We start from the raw sequence: 17,885 nt of genomic DNA, 5'->3' as shown, positions 1-17,885 counted from the left end.
GGCTGCGGCCCGTACCCCGGTCGGCGGGGGTACGGGCCGTATGCGTGGCACGAACCGTAGGCGTGGCTCAGGTGGTGACCGGTTCGCGTCGGCCGGCTCCGTACTCCATCGCGTGCTGGACCACCTCGATGAGGACCTCCTTGGCCGACTCCCGGTTCCGGGCGTCGCACAGGACGACCGGCACGTCGTCGTCGAGGTCGAGGGCCCGGCGGACGTCGTCGGTCGGGTAACGGGACGATCCTTCGAAGCAGTTGACGCCAATCACGAACGGTATGGAGCGCCGCTCGAAGTAGTCGACGGCAGCGAAGCAGTCCTCCAGGCGACGGGTGTCGGCGAGCACGACGGCACCGAGGGAGCCGGAGGCGAGCTCGTCCCACAGGAACCAGAAACGATCCTGCCCGGGTGTCCCGAAAAGGTAGAGCACCAGGTCCTCGCGGAGTGTGATGCGGCCGAAGTCCATGGCGACGGTGGTGGTGTGCTTGTCCTCCACACCGCTGGTGTCGTCGACGGGTCGGCCCGCCTCGGTGAGCACCTCCTCGGTGCGCAGCGGTTTGATCTCGCTGACCGCGCCGACCAGGGTCGTCTTGCCCACACCGAAGCCACCGGCCACCAGGATCTTGAGCGTGACGGGCTCGACCGGGGGCTTGCCGCGTTCAGAACGCCCGAAGATCATCGATCTCTACTCCTGCTTGATGGGGTGTCGTGCGGCGGGGGACCGTAGCCCCCACCGCCGGGGGTTTCGATGACGAGTACGTCGCCGGGGCCGACATCCGTCGTATCACTTCCGCCAAGTTCGGTGACCGTGCCGTCCGCGCGTTCCACCCGGTTGGCACCGAGCGCCCCGGGCTCTCCGCCGGCCATGCCGTAGGGCGGGACCCTGCGGTGCTGGGAGAGCGTGGAGACGGTCATGGGCTCGTGGAAACGGATGCGGCGCACGGCACCGTCCCCGCCGCTCCAGCGCCCCGCCCCGCCGCTGCCGGGCCGGACCGCGAACTCGTCGAGCCGGACCGGCAGTCGCCACTCCAGGATCTCGGGGTCGGTGAGCCGCGAGTTGGTCATATGGGTCTGCACGACGGACGCGCCGGGGAAGCCGTCACCCGCGCCGGATCCGGAGGCGACGGTCTCGTAGTACTGGTACCGCTCATTGCCGAAGGTGACGTTGTTCATCGTGCCGGACCCCTCGGCCTGTACGCCCAGGGCTCCGTACAGCGCGCCGGTGATCGCCTGGGAGGTCTCCACGTTGCCCGCGACCACGGCGGCCGGGGCCTCCGGAGCGAGCATCGAGCCGTGCGGCACCACGATGTCGAGCGGGCGCAGACAGCCGTCGTTGAGCGGGATGTCGTCGGCGACCAGAGTACGGAAGACGTACAGGACGGCGGCGTTTACCACCGAGAAGGGCGCGTTGAAGTTGGTGGTGAGCTGCGCAGACGTACCGGTGAAGTCGACCGTGGCGGAGCGTTTTCCGCGGTCCACGCGGACGCGGACGCGAATGACGGCCCCGGCGTCGGTCTCGTAGGCGAACTCACCGTCTTCCAGGGCGTCGATGACGCGGCGTACCGCTTCCTCGGCGTTGTCCTGTACGTGTCGCATGTAGGCCTGGACGACGTCGAGCCCGAAGTTCTCGATCATGCGGGCGACTTCGTCGACGCCCTTCTGGTTGGCGGCGATCTGGGCGCGCAGGTCGGCGAGGTTGGTCGTCGGGTTGCGTGAGGGGTAGGGCGCCTCGGTGAGCAGACGGAGCGTCTCGGCCTCGCGGAAGCGGCCGTCCTCGGCGAGCAGCCAGTTGTCGAAGAGGATGCCCTCTTCCTCGATGGTGCGGCTGTTCGCCGGCATGGAGCCCGGGGCGATGCCGCCGATCTCGGCGTGATGGCCGCGTGAGGCGACGTAGAACAGGATGTGCTCACCCTCCGTGTCGAAGACCGGGGTGATCACGGTGACGTCGGGGAGATGGGTGCCGCCGTGGTACGGGTCGTTGACCGCGTAGGTGTCGCCCGGCCGCATCGTGTCGCCGCGCCGCCGGACGACCTCCTGGACGCTCGTACCCATCGATCCCAGGTGGACGGGGATATGGGGGGCGTTGGCGACGAGACTGCCGTCGGGGTCGAAGAGGGCACAGGAGAAGTCGAGGCGCTCTTTGATGTTGACCGACTGGGCGGTGGACTCCAGGCGGGCGCCCATCTGTTCGGCGATGGACATGAACAGGTTGTTGAAGACCTCAAGGAGAACCGGGTCCGCTTCCGTGCCGAGATCGGAACTCTGCGTAACCGCCACGCGTTCCATGAGCAGATGCCCGTCGTCGGTCGTCGCGGCCCGCCAGCCGTCGTCGACGACGGTCGTCGCGCCGGCCTCGGTGATGATCGCGGGGCCGGTGACCGTTTCGCCGGGGGGCAGTTCCTCGCGGCGGTGCAGGGGTACGTCGCGCCAGGCACCGCCCGTGTGGAGGCTGACCGTTTCCGGGGTGGCCGAGCGGCCTTCGAAAGAGGCCAGGGCGGAGAGGTCGGGGGGGTCGGTGAGACCGGTGGCTTCCACGGAGAGTGCTTCCACGACGACCGGACGATCGAGGATGAAGGAGTAGGTGGCGCGATGGCGTTCTTCGAAGGCGTGGGCCATGGTGTCGGGCTCGGTGAGCTCGACCGTGAGCGCCGTGTCCGTGCCGTCGTAGCGGAGTTGTGCCCGCCGGGTCACCCGGACACGGTCCTCGGGTACGTCCTCGCCGAGGAGTTCGGCACGGGCGGTGCCTTCCAGGGCGTCGGCGATCTTGAGGATGCCCGGCATCGCGGAGGCCTCCAGAGGCACCTCCACGGACTGCTCACGCATGGCTGTCGTGTCGGCGAGCCCGATGCCGAGAGCGGAGAGCACACCGGCCATCGGCGGGACGAGGACGGTGCGGATGCCGAGCGAGTCGGCGACCATGCACGCGTGCTGACCGCCCGCGCCGCCGAAGGTGGTCAGCGCGTACCGGGTGACGTCGTGGCCCTTCTGGACCGAGATCCGCTTGACGGCGTTGGCGATGTTGGCCACGGCGATCTGCAGGTAGCCCTCCGCGACCTGCTCCGGTGTGCGGTCGTCACCGGTCTGCTCGCGGATCTCGCGGGCGAGCACGACGAAGCGGTCGCGGACGAGTGCGCCGTCGAGCGGCTGATCGCCGTCGGGGCCGAACACACACGGGAAGTGGGCCGGCTGGATGCGGCCGAGCGCGACGTTGGCGTCGGTGACGGTGAGCGGGCCGCCACCGCGGTAGCAGGCGGGTCCGGGGTCGGCGCCGGCCGAGTCGGGGCCCACCCGGTAGCGGGAGCCGTCGAAGTGGAGCACCGAGCCGCCGCCCGCGGCGACGGTGTGGATGTCCAGCATGGGCGCGCGCAGCCGGACCCCGGCGAGCTGCGTGGTGAAGACCCGCTCGTACTCGCCCGCGAAGTGCGAGACGTCCGTGGACGTGCCGCCCATGTCGAAGCCGATGACGCGGTCGAAGCCGGCGAGCTGCGACATCCGGGCCATGCCGACGATGCCACCCGCGGGCCCGGAGAGGATGGCGTCCTTGCCGCGGAACTGACCGGCTTCGGCAAGGCCGCCGTTGGACTGCATGAACATCAACCGCACGCCCTGGAGTTCATCGGCGACGTGCTGGACGTAGCGGCGCAGCACGGGCGACAGGTAGGCGTCGACGACGGCCGTGTCGCCCCGTGGGACGAGCTTCATGAGTGGACTGACCTCGCTGGACAGCGAGATCTGTGGGAAGCCGATCCGCTCGGCCAGCTCCCCGACGGCCTGTTCGTGGGCGGAGTGGAGATGGCTGTGCATACAGACGACGGCGACGGCGCGGAATCCGGAGTCGTACGCCGCCTGGAGAGGCCCGGCGAGTGCCTCCAGGTCGGGGGCGCGCAGGACCGTGCCGTCGGCGGCGATCCGCTCGTCCACCTCGATCACGCGCTCGTACAGCAGCTCGGGCAGTTCGATGGCGCGGGCGAAGATGTGGGGGCGGTTCTGGTAGGCGATGCGCAGGGCGTCGCGGAAGCCGCGGGTGACGACGAGGAGGGTGCGCTCCCCCTTGCGCTCCAGGAGGGCGTTGGTCGCCACTGTGGTGCCCATACGGACCGCATCGATATGCGCTTCCTGGGCTTCCTGGGCGCCGCCGAGAAGTTCGCGTACGCCCGCCACAGCCGCGTCGGCGTACCGCCCCGGGTTCTCGGACAGCAGTTTGTGCGTAAGCAGACGGCCGTCCGGGCGTCGCGCGACGATATCGGTGAAGGTGCCGCCTCGGTCGACCCAGAACTGCCAGCCTGTCACGTCTGTTCCCCGCTTCCGCCCAGATCAGAGCACCCGGAGGCCATTGATCACGTCGCGCAGAATACTCTCGTCCGGCAGTTCGGCAGGGGGTACGGGACGTGTCACACGAACCATTTCCTCGGTCACGAGGTCCCCGATGAGGACGCGGACCACCCCGATGGGGAGATCGAGTTCGGCCGCGAGTTCGGCGACCGACTGGGGGGTGTCACGGCAGAGTTCGACGATGTCCACGTGCTCCGGGGACAGCGAATGATCCTCTTCGGGGTCGTCCGCGTGGGGCTCCGTGACGACCACCGCGATCAGATCGAGGCGATGCTGGGCCGGACTGGTGGTGCGGCCGCGTGTCATGGCATAGGGACGGACCACCGGCCCGGCATCGTCGTCGAACCAGTGGCGTTTTCCCCGACCGTCTCCGCTCATGCCATCCCACTACCCACCCGAGGGCAGATCGGTGCGCGGAGCGGCGGCCAGATGTACGCCGACCCGCTTCACCAGGAGCGTCATCTCGTAGGCGACCTGTCCGACATCGGAGTCGGCGTCGGAGAGCACGGCCAGGCAGCTGCCGTCACCGGCGGCGGTGACGAAGAGGAAGGCCTCTTCGAGCTCGACGACGGTCTGCCGGACACCGCCCGCCTCGAAGTGGCGGCCGACACCCTTGGCAAGGCTGTGGAAGCCGGAGGCGACGGCGGCCAGATGCTCGCTGTCCTCCCGGCTCAGATCCTTGGAGGCCCCGGTGGCAAGGCCGTCGCCGGAGAGCACGATCGCCTTGCGGATACTGGCGACACGGTCCACCAGGTCGTCGAGGAGCCAGTTCAGCTCGCCCGACGTGTTGCTGCTCGCGCTGGGTCCTTCGGCCTTCGGTGCGGTCATCGACCGTCCCCCTTTTCCGTTCCTGGTGCTGTGCCGCCCTGGGCCCCGTCGCCCGCGGCGTTCTCCTCACGGCCGCGCTGCCAGCCCCGTTGGAGCGAGGCCATCCGGCTGCGTACCTCGTCGGCGTCGCGATCGGCGACGCCCGCCGCGTTCCCGGTGCGGGCCCTGTCGCGCTCGGCACGCCGTGCGGGTCCGTCCTTCAGTTGCGGGGCCAGATTGGCCTGCCGGACACGGCGGGGCAGTGGGCTCGTACCTGATTGTGCCCCTTGCGTCGCGGCGACGGAGTCCGGGGTGGCGTCGGCCGTTCCGGATGACGAGGTGGTACGGCGGATGCGTTGGGGGAGAGCGGGGGCTTCTCGGAGGCCGGACGCCTCGGATCGAGAACCGGGCGTCTCGGGTCGTAGGCCCTGGGTCTCGGACCGGACGCCGGACGCCTCGAATCGGCGACCGGGGTTCTCGGAGCGGTCGATGCCGCGGCGTATCGGGGCCTCGGTGCGCTCGATGCGTTCGGCGCGCCGGGCGAGCGGTGGCTTTGCGCCGTCCCGCTCCGCCACCCCGATCCGGTCCACCGGTTCGAGGACCGGATCGAAACCCTCCACCGACTCCGGCGCCGCCGAGGGCTCTTGGCCCGTCTCGCCACGTCGGGGCCTCGTGCGGGTCACCGGACGACCGTGCGAGCTGACCAGCTTGGGTGCTCCGCGGCGCGGCAGCGGGACCGGAGCGTCCGGGTGCTCGTCACCGGAGCGGGCCGCCGCCTCACTACCGCCTCCGCGGGCCTGCTGGTGCGGTGGGTGCTGCTCGACGGGCACACCGGCGATGGAGCGGCGTGGCCGGAACAGACCGTCCTGCTCGGCGTCCCCGTCGTTGAGAGCGTTCGCGAAACCGCCGAGGGCGTCCAGGTCGACCGGGGCTTCCAGCTCGACCGGCCCGTCCAGGATCGAGGCGGGCATTCCGGGGAGCCGCACCGGGACCTCGGAGAGCGCCGCCTTGCGGTCCTCCTCGATCTTGCCCTCCTTCGAGGGCAGCGCGCGGTCGAGGCGGAAGCCGATGCCGTTGGTGTCCGGGACGTCGTCGGAGAGCAGTGCGTCGGGAATGAAGACGACAGCGGTGGTACCGCCGTACGGGGACGGTTGGAGGGAGACCCGGGCGTTCTGCCGCTGGGCGAGCCGGCTGACCACGAAGAGACCGAGCCGGTCGGTGTCGGACAGCTCGAACTCAGGAGTCTCGGCGAGCCGCAGGTTGGCGTCGAGGAGCGCTTCGGCCGCCATGCCCAGGCCGCGGTCGTGGATCTCCAGGGTGAAGCCGTTGGCGACGCGCTCACCGATGACCTGTACGGCCGTGTGCGGGGGCGAGAACACCGTGGCGTTCTCCAGGAGTTCGGCCACCAGGTGGGTGAGGTCGGCGACCGCGGGCCCGGTGACCGCGACGCGGGGCAGTCGGCGCACCTCGATGCGTTCATAGTCCTCGACCTCGGCGACGGCGGCGCGGACGATGTCCATGAGCTGGACCGGCTTGCGCCACTGCCGGGACGGGGCTGCGCCGGACAGGATGACCAGGCCCTCGGCGTGTCGGCGCATACGCGTGGTCAGGTGGTCGAGGCGGAACAGATCGGCGAGTTCGTCGGTGTCCTCGGTCCTGCGCTCCATGGTGTCGAGGAGGGTGAGCTGCTTGTGGAGCAGGACCTGGCTGCGGCGGGCGAGGTTGACGAAGACCTCGGAGACGCCGGCGCGCAGCTCGGACTGCTTGACGGCGGCCTCGACGGCGGCACGCTGCAGGGTGTTGAGGGCCTGGCCGACCTCGCCGATCTCGTTCTTGTCGTACTCCAGTCGCGGCGCTTCGGTCTCGACGTCGACCTGTTCGCCCGCGGAGAGCCGGCGCATGACGCTGGGCAGCCGGACGCCGGACGCCTCGTGGGCCTCCAGACGCAGTCGGCGCAGGTCACGGATGAGGCTCCGGCCGATGCGTACGGACATGACGAGTGAGACCAGCAGGGCGATGAGTCCGAGGACACCCGCGATGACCGCCTTGACGATGACGCCCGTGGCCACGGGCCGGACCCGGTCCTGATAGCGGTCGCCGGCCGTGTCGTCGAGATCGCCGAGTTCGTCGAGCACATGCCCGGCCACCTGGTCCCAGCTCTTCGCGGTGACGCCGTGGGGCGGGCCGGCCGGAGAGGTGACGACGGCCTGCTCGGCCACCCGCAGGGGCGCTGTGTCGGCGTTTCTCCAGTAGCGCTGGAACCGGTCGCGGTCCGAGGAGGGCAGCAGCGGCAGGCTGATGTCGTAGAGCAGGGTGCGCTGGGCCACGAGGTCGGAGATGTCGCGGATCTCGTCGCCGGTGACGCGGCCCGCGACCAGCGCGGAGCCGAGGAGGGCGTCCTCGCGGGAGAGCAGTTCACGGGCGGTGTCGACATTGACGAGGGCGCGGCCCTGCTTGTCCATCTCCACGTTGTCGACCACGTGGAGGTTGGTCACCAGGGTGTAGCAGGGGTCCACGAGACGGTTGTAGAGGTCGAGGGCCTGGGCACGGTTGACGGTGCCGTCCTCGACGCTGCGGCGCAACGAGTCGATGCCGTCGAGGGCGTCCAGGATGGAGGTGAGGCGCTGTGAGGTGCCCTCGTTCATTTCCTCCCGTACGTCTTCGTCCGTGGCGTTCTTGCGGACCTTCGCCACGGCCCGGTCGGTCGCGGTCCGACTGCGCCTCAGCTCCGCGAGCGCGTCGGAGGCACGGGGGTCGGCGAGATAGACGAGTGTCTGACGGCGTTCCTGCTGGAGGACACGGACGGTGTCCTCGGTGGGGTAGCCGATTTTCTCGACGATGTCCGTCACATTGAACAGCTGGTTGGCCTCGCGCCCGGTGAGTACCGTCGCGAAGGCCCAGATCCCCGTCAGGGAGAGGAGCGGCACGAGGAGCAGCGCCACGATCTTCCGGCGGATGGACTTCCCGCGAAAGCGCATGGCCTCCCCCAGCTCGGCCCCCTCCGGCCCGGGGCACACCTGTGTGTCAACAAACGGCGTGAGCCTACTACTGACGCATAGGTAACTCGAAGGCCTGTCCGGGCGCACGCCCGGCGCGAAGGAGGTGCGACACGGGCGCTCAGAGGAACTGAAGATGGGCAGTTGTCCGTTCATTGGGGGAGATTGCCTCCCTGAATCCGGCATGTGGAACCGGAACGCATCGGACCGGCGAACTTGGTCAGTTGGCCGGAATTTTTCCCCAGTTGGGAATCTTCGGGACACACCGTTCGTCCTTCACTACGGGAAATGGGGGCGGAATCGGCCGTAGGAGCCGCATGCCGCGCCCAGGCGGCGTAAAACAGCGCAAGCCGGGCAACCACTGGGGAGCCGGGGTCACATGACACCCGTGCGAGGGTCTGCTGGGCGGTGGGGAGTGACGAGTTGATGGGCACGGCGGAGCGGGGTGGGGCGCCCGGGATCGGCGTTGCGGCGCCCGTGAGGACGCGAGCGGCCGCTCAGACACCGGATCGCGACATTCCGGTGGACGGGCGCGACCGGTCGCATGGGGACGATCGGACGCGCGGGCGGCTCGCGACGACGGACGGACTCGACGAAGTGAACGGACAGGGCGTCGTCACGGACGAGCGCGACCGGTCGAGCGGGCAGGGCGTTGCCGGGGACGGAAGCGACCGGAAGAGCGGGCGGGCGGTCGCCATGGACGAAAGCGAGCCGGTGAGCGCGCAGGCCGTGGTCGGTGGCGGGCACGAACAGAGGGACACGCGGGGCACCTCCACGGCCGGACAGCAGGCCGACGGACCGGCGGGTGACACCGGGGGGTACGAGCGCGTGGATCGGCAGGACATCACTGCCGGTGGGCGCCAACACCCCGACGGACAGGGCGTTGCCGCCGGTGGGCACCAGCACCTCGGCGGACGGGCCGGGACAGCCGTCGGCCGCCGCCATGTCGGCGAGCGGGCCGAGGCAGCCGTTGGCTATACGGACGTGCGCGAAGAGCAGGCGTACTACCGGCCGTTGTGGATCGAGGAGCCCGCGCGTCGGCGTCGGCTGCCCGACCCGGTGCGTACGGCGGCCGTCCGGGCGGTGCTCATCATCGCCGTGACCCTGATCCAGGCGGTGATCGCTTTCCTGTGCACACTGGCCGAATCCTGGCTGGCCTTCCCGATGGTCCTGAGCGGCGTGGCCAGCACGGTCGTGGCCACCTGGGCCGCCCTCGACGTATGGGTCACCCGCCAGGTGTGGAATCAGCGCAACGGAGTGGTGTCCGAGCCGAGCAGCACCGCACGGACCCTGCGGCGTGAGCGGCGCCGGGCCCGCCGGCAGGCCCGTACGGCGGCGCGTGCGCAGGAGCGAATACGGCGACAGGGCGGCGCCGGGCAGTTGTCGCACCCCTGACCACGGGGCTGCCCGTACCCACACGGCTCACTCGTGCCTGAGACTCACCCGTCGGCCCCCCAGGGGGCCGTCAGGTGGTCCGAGGTGCCGTCAGACGGTCGCGGCGTCGGCCGGCTCCGCCGGGCCCTCGCTGCGGGCAAGTTCACGACGGGCCTTCATGAACGGGCGCGGGCGGTCGATGGAGAGCACAGCCGTCGTACGGCCGTCGCGTTCGTACCGCGCGAGGAAGCCGCCTTCGGCGGGTGCACCGTCGCCGAGGGCGCCCTCGGCGATACGGACGGTGTCCGCCCGCTGCCGACGCCCTGCGAACTGGATCCGCGCGCCGTACTGGTCGGACCAGAAGTAGGGCAGCGACCGTACGGTCTCCAGGGTGCGGCCGGCGAGCAGGTTGCCCACCGCGACACGGGGTTGTTCGGTGGCGGAGGTCCAGTGCTCGGCACGGGCGCCTGCGACCCGGGCGACGTCGCCGACAGCGACCACCTGCGGCAGTCCGGTCACACACCCGTCGTCGCACAGCACACCGTCGTGCAGAGCGAGTGTCGAACCGGCGAGCCAGCCGGTGTTGGGGGTGGCGCCGATCCCCACGATCACGACGTCGGCGGGCAGGATCCGGCCGCCCGAGAGCTCCACACCGGTGACGGAGCTGCGCGCCACGCCGTCCCGGGGGCGCCCCGGACCGGCCGCGTCGCTGCCGCGTCCCTCTGTGACACCACTCCCCCGCAGCCCCGCGACACCCGTGCCGGTCACGAGGCCGACGCCGCCGCGGCGGTGCAGTGCGGCGCACACGGCGGCCATCTCGGGGCCGAGTTGGGGAACGAGCGGCAGCGGGGCGGCCTCGACGACGGTGACATCGTGACCGAGTCCGGCGCAGGAGGAGGCGGTCTCGGCGCCGATGAAGCCACCGCCGATGACGACGACCCGGCGCGGGCCCCGGGAGAGCTCGTCACGCAGGGCGCGGGCGTCGTCGAGGGTGCGCAGGGTGTGCACGCCCGCGAGGTGGTCGCCCGGGAGACGGCGGGCCGAGGCACCGGTGGCGATGACCACGCCGTCCGTGGAGACGGTGCGCCCGTCGTCGAGAAGCACGGTGCGACCGCGCGGGTCGAGGCCGCGGGCGCGGACGCCGAGCAGCCACTCGGCGTCGAGTTCGGCGCTCTCCTCGGCATCGGTGAGGGCGAGTTGGGTCTCGTCGGCGCGGCCGGTGAGGAAGTCCTTGGAGAGAGGCGGGCGGTCGTACGGACGGTGGGGTTCGTCCCCGACGATCACCAGACGCCCGTCGAACCCCTGGGCCCGGAGCTCTCGGGCGGCGTACAGCCCGGAGAGGGAGGCACCGACGACGGTCACGGTCCTCATGAGGCGCGTTCTTCGTCGCACACGGTCACAGCGTTCATGCGGCGGGTGCCCTCCTCCGCGGCCAGGTGCACGTGGATGATTCCGTCGTCGACGGTGACGCGGTGGGTGCGGACGGGGCGGCGTGCGGGGAGGCACGTCGGCCGACCCGTACGGAGATCGAATGAGGCGGCGTGCAACGGGCACTCGACCAGACAGCCCTCCAGCCAGCCCTCCGAGAGGGAGGCGTCCTGGTGGGTGCAGGTGTCGTCGATGGCGTACAGCTCGCCGTCGGCGTTGAACACCGCGATGGGCGGCGTGGTGTCGACACGGACGGATCCGCCCGCGGGGAGGTCGTCGAGGCGGCAGACGGGAATCATGGGCCCCCCTCTCGGTCCTGGACTCTTCGTCCGGGACCTCCTGGTCCAGGTGGGTCCGGAGACCTTTCGGGTTCCGGACGCTTCGGTAACATGATGTTTCGCATGGCGCACGAGGGAGCGCTATGCGCAACAGAATCCGCGCGGGGGTCCCGTCACGTCAAGGGCTTCCCGCATTTGCGGCCCGAACAGGACCGCCAGGTGGTGAGAGTTGAGCTATGACCCGCACGCAGAAGCAGGCTGAGCACACGCACACCGAGGAGACTCCCGAGAAGCAGAACGGCAGGGGGACGGGCAGCGCCGTCCAGTCGGTGGACCGCGCCGTGAGCGTGCTGGAGATCCTCGCCCGGCTCGGCGAGGCCGGGGTCACCGAGATCGCCGACGAGCTGGATGTGCACAAGTCCACCGCCTTCCGCCTGCTCGGCGTCCTGGAGAACCGCGGTCTGGTGGCCCAGGCCAAGGACCGCGGGAAGTACTACCTGGGGGCCGCCGTACTGCGCCTGGCGGGAGCGGCGGCGGTGCGCCTCGACATCTCCCAGGAGGGCGTCCCGGTCTGCCGCGAACTCGCCGACGAGCTGGGCGAGACCGTCAATATCGCGGTCCTCGACGACGACGCGGCGGTCAACATCATGCAGGCCCGCGGCACGGCGTCGGTCACGGCGCAGAACTGGCTGGGCAGGCGCACCCCGCTGCATGCCACCTCCAGCGGAAAGGTGCTGCTCGCGCACATGCCGCCCACCCTGCGCGAAGGCCTGCTCGCGCGTTCGTTGGCACGGTTCACCGAGCGCACGATCACCGGCACGGCCATGCTGCGCGCCGAGTTGGAGGCGGTGATCGAGCAGGGCTACGGGGTCACCATCGAGGAGCTGGAGCTCGGCCTCACCGCGGTGGCCGCGCCGATCCGGGCGCACGACGGCAAGGTCATCGCGGCGATCAGTGTGTCGGGGCCGGTGTACCGGCTGAACTCCGATCGGCTGCCGGAGCTGGCGAAGCGGACGGTGGCGGCGGGGGCCGAGCTGTCGCGACGGATGGGGTACGGCTTCTGAGAGCCGCCGAGTGCGTCGGTGAGCTTCACCGCCGGCCGGGACCGCCGCCGACGGAGGCCGACGGAGGCCGACAAGCGTATCGGCCGTCCGTGAACTGCGGGCCGCATGTGGCTGGTCGCGCGGTTCCCCGCGCCCCTGTGGGGGCGGGCCCGGGATTTTCCAGGGCCCGCCCCCTTTGTATGTCCGGCACGTTTCGGGCGCCCGGTTCCTTTTGCCAAGGGTTAACGCCCACCCCTTGACGGCTCCATGACGGCGTTCTCAATATGTTCCTCATCGCGCAACCCATCGTGCATTGCGCAACAGCAGAGGAGCTTGTCGTGCCACACGAGGTCCGTGCCGTAGTCGCCGTCGAGAAGGGCGCACCCGTCGAGGTGCAGACGATCGTCGTTCCCGACCCGGGCCCCGGTGAGGTGCTCGTCAACGTCCAGGCCTGCGGGGTCTGCCACACGGATCTGCACTACCGGGAGGGCGCGATCAACGACGGCTTCCCCTTCCTGCTCGGCCATGAGGCGGCCGGCACGATCGAGGCGGTCGGCACCGGCGTCACCGATCTGGTCCCCGGTGACTACGTGGTCCTCGCCTGGCGGGCGCCCTGCGGCACCTGTCGTTCCTGTCGTCGCGGCCGCCCCTGGTACTGCTTCGACTCGCGCAACGCCACCCAGCCGATGACCCTCCTCGACGGCACCCCGCTCAGCAACGCCCTGGGCATCGGCGCCTTCGCCGAGAAGACCCTGGTCGCGGCCGGGCAGGCGGTGAAGATCGACCCCGCCGCCCGCCCCGAGGCCGCGGGCCTGATCGGCTGCGGTGTGATGGCCGGATACGGCGCCGCGGTCAACACCGGGAACGTCGGGCGCGGCGACACCGTCGCCGTCATCGGCTGCGGAGGCGTCGGCAACGCGGCGATCGCGGGTGCCTGTCTCAACGGTGCCATGAAGGTCATCGCCGTCGACATCGACGACAAGAAGCTGGACCAGGCGGAGAAGTTCGGCGCCACCCACACGGTGAACTCGCGCGGCACGGACCCGGTCGAGGCCGTCCGCGCGCTGACCGACGGTTTCGGGGTCGACATCGCCATCGACGCGGTGGGCCGCCCGGAGACGTACAAACAGGCCTTCTACATGCGCGACCACGCGGGTGTGCTCGTCCAGGTCGGCGTCCCTGACCCCGAGATGAAGATCGACCTCCCGCTGATCGACCTGTTCTCGCGCGGCGGCGCCCTGAAGTCCTCCTGGTACGGCGACTGCCTGCCGAGCCGCGACTTCCCGTTCCTCATCGACCAGTACCTGTACGGGCTGCTCGACCTCAACGCCTTCGTCAGCGAGACCATCTCCCTCGACCAGGTCGAGGAGGCGTTCGCGAAGATGCGCCGGGGCGAGGTGCTCCGCTCGGTGGTGGTCCTGTGAGCGCCGAGGAGGTGCTCGTCGACGCCGCCCCCACGCTCGCGGAACTCACCGGCGCGCCCCTCCTGCCGTACCCCGCGGACCACGGCATGTGGGCCGCTACGCATCCCGGCCGCAAACCCGACGGTGAGTTGACGGACGGCCGGCGCAAACCCGCAGTCGGGATCGAACACCAGGTGATCCACAACCCGGGCCGCACCTGGGGCAGTTGCTCGCTCCACGTCCCGTTCCCGGACACGGTCCGTGCCGGGGACACTCTCTTCCACGGCGGACCCGGCGCGACCGGGCGCTCGTACTCCGACCGACCCACCATCGAGGCCTCCCTCCACAAGCGGCTGCTCACGCTCCCCGGCAACACGGTCGTACGGACCGGGCACGGCGCGGACACCACCGTCGCCGCCGAGCGCCCGAACGTTCCCGCTCACTGACTCCTCAGCGCGTTCACTCCCCACCCCGGCAAGGAGGGGCATGTCCAGCACGCCCGCACCCCATCCCCGTGTCGTCGTCATCGGCGCCGGCATCGTCGGCTGCTCCCTCGCCGACGAGCTGACCGCCCGCGGCTGGACCGACGTCACCGTTCTCGAACAGGGACCGCTGCCCGCCCCGGGCGGCTCCACCTCGCACGCGCCGGGCCTGGTGTTCCAGACCAGCCCGTCCAAGACGCTCACCGCGTTCGCCCGGTACACCGTGGAGAAGTTCAACACCCTCCGGGTCGACGGCGTCCCCTGCTTCAACCCGGTCGGCGGTCTGGAGCTCGCGACCACCCCCGAGCGCCTCGCCGACCTGCACCGCAAGGCCGGTTACGCCGCCTCCTGGGGCATACGCGGCGAGATCGTCAGCGCCGCCCGCTGCAAGGAACTGTGGCCGCTCATCGACCAGTCGGCCGTCCTCGGCGGCTTCCACACCCCCGACGACGGCCTGGCCCGCGCCGTGCTCGCGGCCCGCGCCCAGCGGGAACGCGCCACCGAGAGGGGCGCCCGCTTCCTGGACCGCCACACCGTCACCGGCATCGAACAGGAGGACGGCAAGGTCACCGCCGTCGTCACCGACCGCGGCACGTTCCCCGCCGACCACGTCGTCTCCGCGGCCGGCTTCTGGGGCCCGGTCATCGGCCGCATGGCCGGGGTCGACGTACCCCTGCAGCCACTCGCACACCAGTACGCGAAGACCAAGCAGCTCCCCGAACTGGCCGAAGCCACCTCCGAAACCACCTCGGACGGCACCTCCGAAGCCACCTCGGAAGCCACCTCCGAAGGCACCGCCCCCACCTCCACCGACGCCTCGAAGCCCATCCTCCGCTTCCAGGACCGCGACCTCTACTTCCGCGAGCACCACGACCGCATCGGCATCGGCAGCTACGCCCACAAGCCCCTCCCCGTCGATCCGTTCGGGATCCTCCCCTACGACGAGGCGCGCGCGAACGACATGGAGATGCCGTCCTCGTACCCCTTCACCGAGGAGGACTGGGCGCCGAGCTGGGACGACTGCCGCTGGTTGATGCCCGCCCTGCGCGAGACGGAGATCGAGGAGGGCTTCAACGGAGTCTTCTCCTTCACCCCCGACGGCATGCCGGTGCTCGGGGAATCGCGCGGGCTGCGCGGTTTCTGGCTGGCCGAGGCCGTCTGGGTCACCCACTCCGCGGGCGTCGCCAAGGCGGTCGCCGAGTGGATGGTCGACGGGCGCGCCTCCATCGACCTGCACGAATGCGACCTCGCCCGGTTCGAGGACGCGCAGCGCTCACCGTCGTACGTCCGCGAACGCGGTGCGCGGCAGTTCGTCGAGGTGTACGACGTCCTGCACCCCCTCCAGCCGATGGAACAGCCCCGTCCGCTGCGCGTCAGCCCCTTCTACGCCCGGCAGCAGGAACTCGGCGCGTACTTCCTGGAGGGCGGCGGCTGGGAACGCCCGCACTGGTACGAGGCGAACGCGCCGCTCGTCGACACGCTCGGCCCCCTTCCCGAGCGCGACGCCTGGTCGGCCCGTTACTGGTCGCCCGTCGCGGCCGCCGAGGCGAAGGCGACCCGCGAGAAGGTCGCGCTGTACGACATGACGCCGCTGCGCCGACTCGAAGTGACCGGCCCCGGCGCCCTCGACTTCCTCCAGCGCATGACCACCAACAACCTCCGCAAGAAGCCCGGCGCGGTCACGTACACGCTGCTCCTGGACGAGACGGGCGGCATACGCTCCGACCTCACCGTCGCGCGCCTCGCCCGCGACCGCTTCCAGATCGGCGCCAACTCCCCCACCGACCTGGACCGGCTGACCCGGCACGCACCGGACGACGTGCGGATCAGGGACATCACCTCCGGCACCTGCTGCATCGGCGTCTGGGGCCCGCTCGCCCGCGCTCTCGTGCAACCGCTGACCCGCGACGACTTCTCGCACGGGGGCTTCGGCTATTTCCGCGCCAAGGAGGCGTACCTCGGGCACGTCCCGGTGACGGCCATGCGGCTGTCGTACGTCGGCGAGCTGGGCTGGGAGTTGTATACGTCCGCCGATCTGGGGCTCAGGCTCTGGGACACACTGTGGACCGCGGGTCAGGAGCACGGCGTGATCGCGGCCGGGCGCTCCGCCTTCAACAGTCTGCGGCTGGAGAAGGGCTATCGCGCCTGGGGCGTGGACATGACCGACGAGCACAACCCGTTCGAGGCGGGGGTCGGCTTCGCGGTCCGGATGGAGAAGGACGGGTTCGTCGGCCAGGAGGCGCTGCAGGGCCTCGACACGGAGGAACCCGCACGCAGGCTCACCCCGCTCCTCCTCGACGACCCCGTCTCCGTCGTGCTCGGCAAGGAGCCCGTCTACGTCGACGGCGCCCCGGCCGGCTATGTGACCAGCGCCTCGTACGGCTACACGCTGGGCCGCTGTGTCGCGTACGCCTGGCTGCCGACGCTGCCGACCGGCACGGGCGTGCACATCGAGTACTTCGGCGAGAAGGTCGCCGCGACCGTCGCCGAGGAACCCCTCTTCGACCCCAGGATGAACCGAATCCGCTGCTGAATCCGATCAATAGACATGAGCCCGGCCAAAAGGCCACAAGCCATGAGGAGGCCCCTGTGTCCCCCACGTACGACGTGATCGTGATCGGTCTCGGCGGTATGGGCAGCGCCGCCGCCCACCACCTGTCCGCGCGCGGCGTCCGCGTGCTCGGCCTGGAGAAGTTCGGTCCGGTGCACAACCGCGGCTCAAGCCACGGCGGTTCGCGCATCACCCGCCAGTCCTACTTCGAGGACCCGGCATACGTCCCGCTGCTGCTGCGCTCGTACGAGCTGTACGAGGACCTGGAGCGGGCGACGGGCCGGGAGATCGCCACCCTGTGCGGCGGTGTGATGGTCGGGCGCCCGGAATCGCGGACCGTCTCCGGCTCCCTGCTCTCCGCCGAGCAGTGGGACCTGCCCCACGAGATGCTGGACGCCTCCGAGATCCGCCGCCGCTTCCCGACCCTGAACCCCCAGGACGACGAGGTCGCGCTGTACGAGGCACGGGCCGGGCTCGTCCGCCCCGAGAACACCGTCGCCGCGCACCTCCAGCTCGCCACCCGGCAGGGCGCGGACCTGCAGTTCGAAGAACCGATGACCCGCTGGGAGCCGTACAGGGACGGAGTGCGCGTCCACACCGCGGAGAACACCTACACGGCGTCCCAGCTGGTGATCTGCCCGGGCGCGTGGGCGCCGCAGCTGCTCACCGATCTCGGGGTGCCGTTCACGATCGAGCGACAGGTCATGTACTGGTTCCAGCCGAAGGGCGGGGTCCAGCCGTTCCTGCCCGAGAACCACCCCATCTACATCTGGGAGGACGCGGCCGGCGTCCAGGCGTACGGCTTCCCGTCCATCGACGGGCCGGAGCTCGGCGCCAAGGTCGCCTTCTTCCGCAAGGGGGTCGTGACCACCCCGGAGACCATCGACCGGACGGTCCACGAGGGCGAGATCCGGGCCATGGCCGATCACATGGCCCGGCACATCCCGGACCTGCCGGGCGCCTTCCTCAAGGCCGCCACCTGCATGTACTCCAACACCCCCGACGAACACTTCGTGATCGCCCGTCATCCCGCACACCCGGACTCCGTGACCGTGGCCTGCGGTTTCTCCGGGCACGGCTTCAAGTTCGTGCCGGTCGTCGGCGAGATCCTCGCCGACCTGGCCATGACCGGCGCCACCGATCACCCGATCGGCCTGTTCGACCCCCACCGCCTCGCCGCCGCGCCCGCCTGAGGAG

The 17,885-nt window shown here is 70.5% G+C and carries 12 protein-coding genes and 1 pseudogene; 6 read left to right on the top strand and 7 right to left on the bottom strand.

Going from position 1 to position 17,885, the window contains the following annotated elements; genetic code table 11:
- Positions 1-67 precede the first annotated feature (67 nt).
- From RV986_RS42830 to RV986_RS42810, 5 genes and pseudogenes are all read right to left on the bottom strand, one after another.
- Positions 68-673: a GTP-binding protein gene (locus RV986_RS42830; RefSeq protein WP_475922542.1), complete on the bottom strand. Its 606-nt coding sequence runs from the start codon at positions 671-673 to the stop codon at positions 68-70.
- Positions 654-4,284, bottom strand: a pseudogene (locus tag RV986_RS42825) (hydantoinase B/oxoprolinase family protein). Before RV986_RS42825 ends, RV986_RS42830 begins: the two are co-directional and overlap by 20 nt.
- 24 nt (positions 4,285-4,308) lie before the next feature.
- Positions 4,309-4,704: a DUF742 domain-containing protein gene (locus RV986_RS42820; protein WP_475922541.1), complete on the bottom strand. Its 396-nt coding sequence runs from the start codon at positions 4,702-4,704 to the stop codon at positions 4,309-4,311.
- Positions 4,705-4,713: 9 nt separating this feature from the next.
- Positions 4,714-5,154: a roadblock/LC7 domain-containing protein gene (locus RV986_RS42815; protein WP_475922540.1), complete on the bottom strand. Its 441-nt coding sequence runs from the start codon at positions 5,152-5,154 to the stop codon at positions 4,714-4,716.
- Positions 5,151-8,111: a nitrate- and nitrite sensing domain-containing protein gene (locus RV986_RS42810; protein WP_475922539.1), complete on the bottom strand. Its 2,961-nt coding sequence runs from the start codon at positions 8,109-8,111 to the stop codon at positions 5,151-5,153. The genes RV986_RS42815 and RV986_RS42810 overlap by 4 nt, the downstream gene beginning before the upstream one ends.
- A gap of 747 nt (positions 8,112-8,858) precedes the next feature.
- Between RV986_RS42810 and RV986_RS42805 the strand changes: the two genes are divergently transcribed.
- Positions 8,859-9,524 (top strand): hypothetical protein, encoded by a 666-nt coding sequence (locus RV986_RS42805; protein WP_475924641.1) that lies wholly within the window; start codon positions 8,859-8,861, stop codon positions 9,522-9,524.
- A gap of 90 nt (positions 9,525-9,614) precedes the next feature.
- On the opposite strand, the gene RV986_RS42800 is transcribed toward RV986_RS42805, so the two are convergent.
- Together RV986_RS42800 and RV986_RS42795 are read right to left on the bottom strand one after the other, a co-directional pair.
- Positions 9,615-10,874, bottom strand: coding sequence for an NAD(P)/FAD-dependent oxidoreductase (locus tag RV986_RS42800; protein ID WP_475922538.1), 1,260 nt, complete (start codon positions 10,872-10,874; stop codon positions 9,615-9,617).
- The gene (locus RV986_RS42795) at positions 10,871-11,230 is read right to left on the bottom strand and encodes a bifunctional 3-phenylpropionate/cinnamic acid dioxygenase ferredoxin subunit (RefSeq protein ID WP_475922537.1); all 360 of its coding nucleotides are present in this window, start codon (positions 11,228-11,230) and stop codon (positions 10,871-10,873) included. Before RV986_RS42795 ends, RV986_RS42800 begins: the two co-directional genes overlap by 4 nt.
- Before the next feature lie 215 nt (positions 11,231-11,445).
- Between RV986_RS42795 and RV986_RS42790 the strand changes: the two genes are divergently transcribed.
- The 5 genes from RV986_RS42790 (at position 11,446) to solA (ending at position 17,881) form a co-directional block, all read left to right on the top strand.
- Entirely contained in the window at positions 11,446-12,273 is an 828-nt protein-coding gene (locus RV986_RS42790; protein WP_475922536.1) for an IclR family transcriptional regulator, read from the top strand.
- Between the two features lie 317 nt (positions 12,274-12,590).
- Positions 12,591-13,676, top strand: coding sequence for an S-(hydroxymethyl)mycothiol dehydrogenase (locus tag RV986_RS42785; protein ID WP_475922535.1), 1,086 nt, complete (start codon positions 12,591-12,593; stop codon positions 13,674-13,676).
- Entirely contained in the window at positions 13,673-14,101 is a 429-nt protein-coding gene (locus RV986_RS42780; RefSeq protein ID WP_475922534.1) for an MBL fold metallo-hydrolase, read from the top strand. The genes RV986_RS42785 and RV986_RS42780 overlap by 4 nt, the downstream gene beginning before the upstream one ends.
- Before the next feature lie 40 nt (positions 14,102-14,141).
- Positions 14,142-16,670: a GcvT family protein gene (locus tag RV986_RS42775; RefSeq protein WP_475922533.1), complete on the top strand. Its 2,529-nt coding sequence runs from the start codon at positions 14,142-14,144 to the stop codon at positions 16,668-16,670.
- A gap of 56 nt (positions 16,671-16,726) precedes the next feature.
- A complete protein-coding gene (gene solA / locus RV986_RS42770; protein WP_475922532.1) occupies positions 16,727-17,881 on the top strand; it encodes an N-methyl-L-tryptophan oxidase in 1,155 nt (384 codons plus the stop codon).
- The last annotated feature ends 4 nt before the right edge of the window (positions 17,882-17,885 follow it).

This window comes from Streptomyces sp. RLA012 (assembly GCF_056270325.1).
This window is presented reverse-complemented; position numbering and strand designations above follow the sequence as displayed.

What these genes read in the sequence shown, in the direction of transcription:
- RV986_RS42830 (WP_475922542.1), bottom strand. Translation starts at nt 673, where the DNA reads ATGATCTTCGGGCGTTCTGAACGCGGCAAGCCCCCGGTCGAGCCCGTC.
- RV986_RS42820 (WP_475922541.1), bottom strand. Translation starts at nt 4,704, where the DNA reads ATGAGCGGAGACGGTCGGGGAAAACGCCACTGGTTCGACGACGATGCC.
- RV986_RS42815 (WP_475922540.1), bottom strand. Translation starts at nt 5,154, where the DNA reads ATGACCGCACCGAAGGCCGAAGGACCCAGCGCGAGCAGCAACACGTCG.
- RV986_RS42810 (WP_475922539.1), bottom strand. Translation starts at nt 8,111, where the DNA reads ATGCGCTTTCGCGGGAAGTCCATCCGCCGGAAGATCGTGGCGCTGCTC.
- RV986_RS42800 (WP_475922538.1), bottom strand. Translation starts at nt 10,874, where the DNA reads ATGAGGACCGTGACCGTCGTCGGTGCCTCCCTCTCCGGGCTGTACGCC.
- RV986_RS42795 (WP_475922537.1), bottom strand. Translation starts at nt 11,230, where the DNA reads ATGATTCCCGTCTGCCGCCTCGACGACCTCCCCGCGGGCGGATCCGTC.
- RV986_RS42790 (WP_475922536.1), top strand. Translation starts at nt 11,446, where the DNA reads ATGACCCGCACGCAGAAGCAGGCTGAGCACACGCACACCGAGGAGACT.
- RV986_RS42775 (WP_475922533.1), top strand. Translation starts at nt 14,142, where the DNA reads ATGTCCAGCACGCCCGCACCCCATCCCCGTGTCGTCGTCATCGGCGCC.